The sequence below is a fragment of the Brevundimonas sp. AAP58 genome, assembly GCF_001295975.1.
In the GTDB taxonomy this organism is placed as follows: Bacteria; Pseudomonadota; Alphaproteobacteria; order Caulobacterales; family Caulobacteraceae; genus Brevundimonas.
In genome coordinates, this window is record NZ_LJHU01000113.1 from 1 (window position 1) to 6,057 (window position 6,057).

The following is a 6,057-nucleotide window of genomic DNA, read 5'->3' on the forward strand; positions in this document are numbered from 1 at the left end:
GAGAAGGCCGCGCCGAAAACGGCCGCCGCCAAGGCCGCCGCTCCCGCCAAGGCCGCGACGACGGCCGCAGCCGCGCCAGCAGAGAAGTCCGCTGCGCCTGCGACCTCAGCTCCGGCCGCAACGGCCGCGCCGGCGGCCACGACCGCAGCGCCCGCCGCGCGCGCGCCGGAACCGAAGAAGGGCCTGTTGAGCAGCATCGCCGACTTCATCTTCGGCAAGCGCTGACCTCAGGCTTCTGAAACGCGAAACGCCGGGTGGAGCGATCCGCCCGGCGTTTTCGTATGCGTCGCTCTCCAGATCAGGCGGCGGGCAGGTCCTCGGCCAGGATGGCCATCTCGAACATGAAGCTGCCGTCCTCATCCTCGTCGGCGAAGACCACGCCGATGAACTCATCGCCGACATAGACCTCGGCCGAGTCCGAGACCTTGCCTCGGGCCTTCACGATGATGCCGCCCGTGTTGAAGGTGCGCTTCAGGTGCGTCTCGATGCGCTTCATGTCGTCTTCGGTCACGGGGGCCTCGGGTGGTCTGATGGAAGGCGCGGACCCTAAAGGGGGCGGCCAGGTAAGTGAACCCTAGATCACGAAGTCGTAGACGATATCGGCGAGGGTATGATCCATCGTGCGCGCCGGGGTCGCGTCGGTGGGGCAGTTGACCAGACGCGCCGGCACGCCCGCGACGGTGCAGCCGGCCGGCACCGGCTTCAGCACGACCGAGCCAGAGGCCACCTTGGCGTAGTCGCCGATTGTGATGTTGCCCAGCACCTTGGCGCCTGCGCCCAGCAGCACGCCCCGGCCGATCTTCGGATGGCGGTCGCCGCGTTCGGCACCCGTGCCACCCAGCGTCACGGCATGCAGCATAGAGACCTCGTCACCAACCACGGCCGTCTCGCCGATGACGATGCCTGTGCCGTGGTCGAGGAACAGGCCCGAGCCCATCCGAGCGGCAGGATGGATGTCGACCTGGAACAACTCGGAAATACGGCTCTGGAAGTGGAAAGCCAGCGTCTCACGGCCTTGCGTCCACAGCCAGTGGGCCACGCGCCAGGCCTGCAGCGCCTGATAGCCTTTGAAGTAGAGGAAGGGCTGAAGTAGCGACTTGATCGCCGGATCGCGCTCGGCCACGGCCTGAAGATCGGCCTCGGCGGCGGCGACGATCGCGGGATCGGCGGCGAAGGCCGAGCGGCACACCTCGCGCACGCTCATGGCCGCCAGTTCGGCGTCGCCGAGTTTTCTCGCGATCTGGAAGCTGAGCGCCCCGGCGAGGTCTCCGTGGGACAGGATGGCGGCGTTCAGCAGCGAGCCCAGATGCGGCTCGGCGCGCGCGGCGTCTTCCGCCGCATGGCGCAGCTCCAGCCACAGCGAGGGCTTGGCAGTGACGACTTCCAGCTTGGGCATGCGCCCCTCCATTTGCCCCACTATACCCGCGTCAGCATGGCGTGGGCCAGCCAGCCCGGCAGCAGGGCCTCCTTCGCCATATGGTAGGCCCGAAGCGCCGTCGCCACGGTGAAAGCATCGCGGATCGAGCCCCGGTCGATCTCGGCGATCAGGGTCATGAAGGGCACGCGGAACGTGGCGATGACCTCCGTCGGATCGGGCCGGGCCTCGGCTTCGGTCAGGTCCCAGGCTAGCCAGGCGATCGCGCGCTCATCAGTGATGGAGTTGGACAGCTCCATGCGCAGCACCTCGCGCCAGCCGCGCGCGACGAGGCCGGTCTCCTCGGCGAGCTCGCGCTGGACCCCGACGAGTGGGTCTTCGCCCTCGGGGACGCCGCCCTCGGGCATCTCCCAGGAGTAGTTCATCAGGGCGAAGCGGGCCTGGCCGACCAAGGTTACCGTGCCGTCACCGTGGATGGGCAGGACGCCGCACGCCAGGTTCCGGGGGCGGGCGACGACGTAATCCGCCGCCGCGCCCGTCGGCGCGATCGCCCGGTGACGGGTCAGCCTCAGCCAGGGGTTGTCGAAAAGGGTCTCTGACCCGCCGTCGCTCCAGCTTGGGCGCGCGGTGCCGTCGTCCCACGCGGGACGCGGGCGGTCGGCGTCGAAGGCATCGTCGCTCATGCGGCTCCTATGGTGCGAAAGGCATCGATCGCCTAGCTGAACGCCATGACCCTGCCTCCGTTCGTCCCCCTCGGTGCCCCCCTGCCCTCGCCCACGGCTTCGCCCGAGATGCTCGCGCGCCTCGCGGTGCGCCGCTCAGCCCCGGCCCAGGGGTTGGCCGAGCCCGGTCCGTCCGAAGCCCAGATGGAGCTGATCCTGACGCTCGGCGCGCGCAGCCCGGACCACGGCAAGCTGACGCCCTGGCGCTTCGTCGTGCTGGGCCGCCAGACCCGCGCCGAGATCGCCGAAAGGCTGGCGGCCATGGCGGTCGAGAAGGCCCTCCCCGCTAAGGCGACGGCGGTGCTGGCTAAGCTGACGACCGCGCCCGTGTCGGTCCTGGTCGTCTCGACCGCCCGCCCCGCCTCAAAGCCCGAGTGGGAACAGGTTCTATCAGCCGGGGCCGTCTGCATGAACATCGAGCACGCGGCCGGGGCGCTCGGCTATGCCTCCAGCTGGATCACGGACTGGTACAGCTATGACGCCGAGGCCGCGGCCCTGTTCGGTGTCACGGACGAGGAAAAGGTCGCGGGCTTCATCCACATCGGCACGCCGGTGGAGGCCCTGCTGGAGCGAGAGCGGCCGGACCTCGCGGCGCTGACGACCCGGCTGCCCTGACCATGCTAGGCTGAAGCGGTTCCAAAGCGGAGACCGCCATGAGCCTGCCCGCCGACGCGACCGCAATCGCCTTCATACTGACCCGCGACCGCGCGGTCTCGGACGCCTTCTACCGCGACACGCTGGGCCTGCCGTTCGTCGTGGACGACGGCTTCGGGGCCGTTTTCGACCTGAATTGCGCGACACTCAGGGTCACCCACGTCCCCGACCATGCCGCAGGAGGCCACCCCGTGCTCGGCTGGCGTGTGGCCGACATCCGCGCGACGATCGTCGCGCTGAAAGCCAAGGGTGTCGAGATGACGGTCTATCCCGGCATGGGGCAGGATGGGGACGGCGTCTGGACATCTCCGGACGGAAAGGCGCAGGTCGCCTTCTTCACCGACCCAGACGGCAATGTGCTCAGTCTGACGCAGGACTGAGCAAGGGCTTCTCCCACTCCATCAGCATGAACCACGGTGCCCGATCGTAGTGCGCGGCACGAACCGGATCACCGCCCGGATTCGCCCTCGGCTCGGCGAAGTGGGTCAGGCGCAAGCCCTGATCCAGCAGGAGCATCATGTAGGTCGACAGTGGACGGTGCCAGTTCTGGATGCGGATGCCCTTCCACGCGATCCAGCCGGCCTTCTCTTCCAGATAGTGATCCATGGCATGGGCGCGGCGGCCGTCTGGCAAAGTCGTCCATCCCAGGTCGTTGGCGTCGGCGGCGGAATTGTAGGCCGTCAGGTTGGCGATCAGCAGCGTCCCGCCCGGTGCCAGAACCCGCGCCATCTCCCGTATCGCGGTGGCCGCATCGGGGATGTCGATCAGGGACAGGTAGCTGACCACAAGATCGAAGGCACCATCGTCGAAGCCCAGGGCTTCGGCCACCGCGACACGGTAGTCGCCGTCGGGGTCGAGCGCGCGGGCGTGGGTGATCAGGCCCTCGGTCGGGTCGATACCAACGGCGGCGATGCCGTGAGCCCTCAGCATGCGGCAGAACCGCCCCTCGCCGCAGCCGACATCGAGCGCGCGGCGGAAGGGACGGCGGCGCGCCCGCTCCAGCATCGGCGCGTCCATGACCCAGCGTCGTCCGAAGTCGCCTTCATCGCCCTGGGAGGCGATCCAGGCCTGAGCCGACTGTTCCCAACCGTCGCTCATCGTGGCTCCTCCTCCGGCCGGTGGACCAGCGAGACCAGCACCACCGAAATGATCATCAGCAGGTACCAGCTGCCCAGCTTGGCCAGAGACACCGGTTCCCACCCCGCCTCCTGGCCCGGATAGACCCAGGCGCGGCCGAGCGTCCCCAGGTTCTCCGCGAACCAGATGAACAGGGCCACGAGGCCATAGCCCAGCAACAGCGGCATCCTCAGCCGTGCCCGGTCGGCGGTGAACCAGAACCATCCTCGTCCGAACAGCAGGGCCGTGGCCACGAACAATGCGAGCCGAATGTCCGGCAGCCAGTGATGGGCGAAGAAGTTGACGTAGATCGCAGCCGCCAGAATCCAGGTGCTCCACAGTGACGGATAACCATTGACCCGGATGTGGAAGATGCGCTGGACCCGCGCGATGTAGGAGCCCACCGCCGCGTACATGAAGCCCGAGAACAGAGGCACAGCGCCGATCCGCAGCACTGAATCCTCCGGATAGATCCAGGAGGCGTGGGCGGTCTTGAACAGCTCCATAATGGTGCCGGCGATGTGGAACAGCAGGATCACCCGCGCCTCGGCCCAGGTCTCGAGCCGGAGCGCCAGCATGGCGATCTGAATGAGGACGGCACCGACGACGAGGAAGTCGTAACGGCTGACCGGACTGGCGTCGGGCCAGAGCAGGAAAGTGCCCAGAATGAGCGCCAGCATGGCCCCGCCGAACAGGCAGGCCCAGGCCTGCTTCAGGCCGAACCACAGGAACTCAAAAGCGAAGTGGTTCGCGGGCGCGCGGTCGGCCCAGGCCTGGGCGGCCGTGAGCCAGCGGCGGCCCCAGGCTTCGAGAGGAAGGCGGGATGCGGTCATGGAACGATCCTGCCCCGTCATCCGCCGCCGCTCATGAGCGAAGCCTGAGCAAACAGCGAAATCGTCGGATCAGCCGCGTCCGCGATAGGTCGGGACGCCCTGGTCGGGCAGCCACAGACCCTCGGGCGGCGCGCCCGTCTGCCAGAAGACATCGATGGGGATGCCGCCGCGCGGATACCAGTAACCGCCGATGCGGAGCCATTTCGGCGACAGGAGCTCGGCGAGGCGCTTGCCGATGGAGACGGTGCAGTCCTCGTGGAAGGCCCCGTGGTTCCTGAAGGCGGTCAGGTAGAGCTTCAGCGACTTGGACTCGACCAGCCAGTCGCCCGGGGCATAGTCGATGACGATGTGGGCGAAGTCCGGCTGGCCCGTCACGGGGCAAAGGCTCGTGAACTCGGGCGCGGTGAAGCGGGCGAGGTAGAGCACATCCGGATGCGGATTGGGCACGCGTTCGAGCTGGGCCGTCTCGGGGCTGTCGGGTTGGGCGATCTGGCGGCCGAGCTGGGAGAGGCCGGAAGTGTCGGTGGTCATGGGCGCGAGATATAGGGTCGAGGGTCGAGGGTCGAGGGTCAGGAAGCCGCGCTCGAACAGCGAGGCTCCGCGAGCCACGCGATAGCGCCCAAAACCCGCGCTCAAGCAGCGAGACGCCGCGCGTTGAGCGGTAGCGCGAAGGAAAATGCCAGACGGCCAGTAAGCCGGGTTCTGTTCCTGCCGAAGCAGGCGACGATCATTCCTCTGGACCGGCCATTACTGGACGGTTCTCGCGACCTACCCGGGCGTCTCGGGCGGTGAACCCTGCGGACCGAAGTCCGCGCGACGCCCCTATTCGGTCTTGCTCCAGGCGGGGCTTGCCATGCCGTCCCTGTCACCAGCGACGCGGTGGGCTCTTACCCCACCCTTTCACCCTCACCCTCCTCCGCCGAGGCTTCGGAGGGCAGTTTGCTTTCTGTGGCGCTATCCCTCGGGTCGCCCCGGGCGGAGGTTATCCGCCGCCTCTTCACCGTGGAGCCCGGACTTTCCTCGACGCGGGCAAGCCCGCGCCGCGACCGTCCGGCCGTCTGGCGCTCGCTAGGTGGACGGTTTGGCAGCGCAGGTCAATTCAACACGCCTGTGATGCTCTCGACCGTCGCCAGTTGCAGGACACCCATCAGGGTGGCGCGGGTCTCACCGTCGGCGATGCCGTCAACCTTCGACGGCCGCCAGTGGCGCTGGAAGGCCTCGACCGTGATCCGGGTCGCCTCGGAATAGACGCCGTCCGGCAGGGGCTCGTAGCCGAGCCGGTGCAGCCCCGCCTGAAGGACGTGGACGCCCAGGCCGGTGTCGCCCACCGACAGCGGCGGGCCGAGAGCCGCGATCC

10 protein-coding genes and 1 other RNA gene are annotated in these 6,057 nt (G+C 68.2%); 3 read left to right on the forward strand and 8 right to left on the reverse strand.

Features of this window, described 5'->3' with window-relative positions:
- Window positions 1–225: hypothetical protein (locus tag IP78_RS15560; protein ID WP_197272461.1), on the forward strand; the 225-nt coding region annotated here is incomplete at its 5' end.
- Window positions 226–298: 73 nt separating this feature from the next.
- Here IP78_RS15560 and IP78_RS13405 read toward each other — a convergent pair.
- From IP78_RS13405 to IP78_RS13415, 3 genes are all read right to left on the reverse strand, one after another.
- Window positions 299–496: a DUF3126 family protein gene (locus tag IP78_RS13405; RefSeq protein ID WP_054112176.1), complete on the reverse strand. Its 198-nt coding sequence runs from the start codon at window positions 494–496 to the stop codon at window positions 299–301.
- Between the two features lie 78 nt (window positions 497–574).
- Entirely contained in the window at window positions 575–1,396 is an 822-nt protein-coding gene (gene cysE, locus IP78_RS13410) for a serine O-acetyltransferase (RefSeq protein ID WP_054112171.1), read from the reverse strand.
- A 20-nt stretch (window positions 1,397–1,416) separates the two neighbouring features.
- Window positions 1,417–2,058: an NUDIX hydrolase gene (locus IP78_RS13415; protein WP_054112172.1), complete on the reverse strand. Its 642-nt coding sequence runs from the start codon at window positions 2,056–2,058 to the stop codon at window positions 1,417–1,419.
- Window positions 2,059–2,103: 45 nt separating this feature from the next.
- Between IP78_RS13415 and IP78_RS13420 the strand changes: the two genes are divergently transcribed.
- On the forward strand, window positions 2,104–2,712 hold the full coding sequence (locus tag IP78_RS13420; RefSeq protein ID WP_054112173.1) for a nitroreductase: 609 nt from the start codon (window positions 2,104–2,106) through the stop codon (window positions 2,710–2,712).
- A gap of 38 nt (window positions 2,713–2,750) precedes the next feature.
- Complete coding sequence (locus IP78_RS13425) at window positions 2,751–3,131, forward strand: VOC family protein (protein ID WP_054112174.1); 381 nt, start codon at window positions 2,751–2,753, stop codon at window positions 3,129–3,131.
- Here IP78_RS13425 and IP78_RS13430 read toward each other — a convergent pair.
- The 5 genes from IP78_RS13430 to IP78_RS13445 all read right to left on the reverse strand — a co-directional run.
- Entirely contained in the window at window positions 3,112–3,849 is a 738-nt protein-coding gene (locus tag IP78_RS13430) for a class I SAM-dependent methyltransferase (RefSeq protein ID WP_054112175.1), read from the reverse strand. The two genes, IP78_RS13425 and IP78_RS13430, sit on opposite strands and share 20 nt — an antisense overlap.
- Window positions 3,846–4,700, reverse strand: coding sequence for a DUF817 domain-containing protein (locus tag IP78_RS13435; protein ID WP_054112177.1), 855 nt, complete (start codon window positions 4,698–4,700; stop codon window positions 3,846–3,848). Before IP78_RS13435 ends, IP78_RS13430 begins: the two co-directional genes overlap by 4 nt.
- Before the next feature lie 69 nt (window positions 4,701–4,769).
- A complete protein-coding gene (gene queF / locus IP78_RS13440) occupies window positions 4,770–5,231 on the reverse strand; it encodes a preQ(1) synthase (RefSeq protein WP_054112178.1) in 462 nt (153 codons plus the stop codon).
- A 144-nt stretch (window positions 5,232–5,375) separates the two neighbouring features.
- Window positions 5,376–5,762, reverse strand: an RNA gene (gene rnpB, locus IP78_RS13450) — RNase P RNA component class A.
- Window positions 5,763–5,794: 32 nt separating this feature from the next.
- Window positions 5,795–6,057 (reverse strand): peptidoglycan-binding protein (locus IP78_RS13445; protein WP_197272462.1); only part of this gene is annotated, 263 nt, incomplete at its 5' end.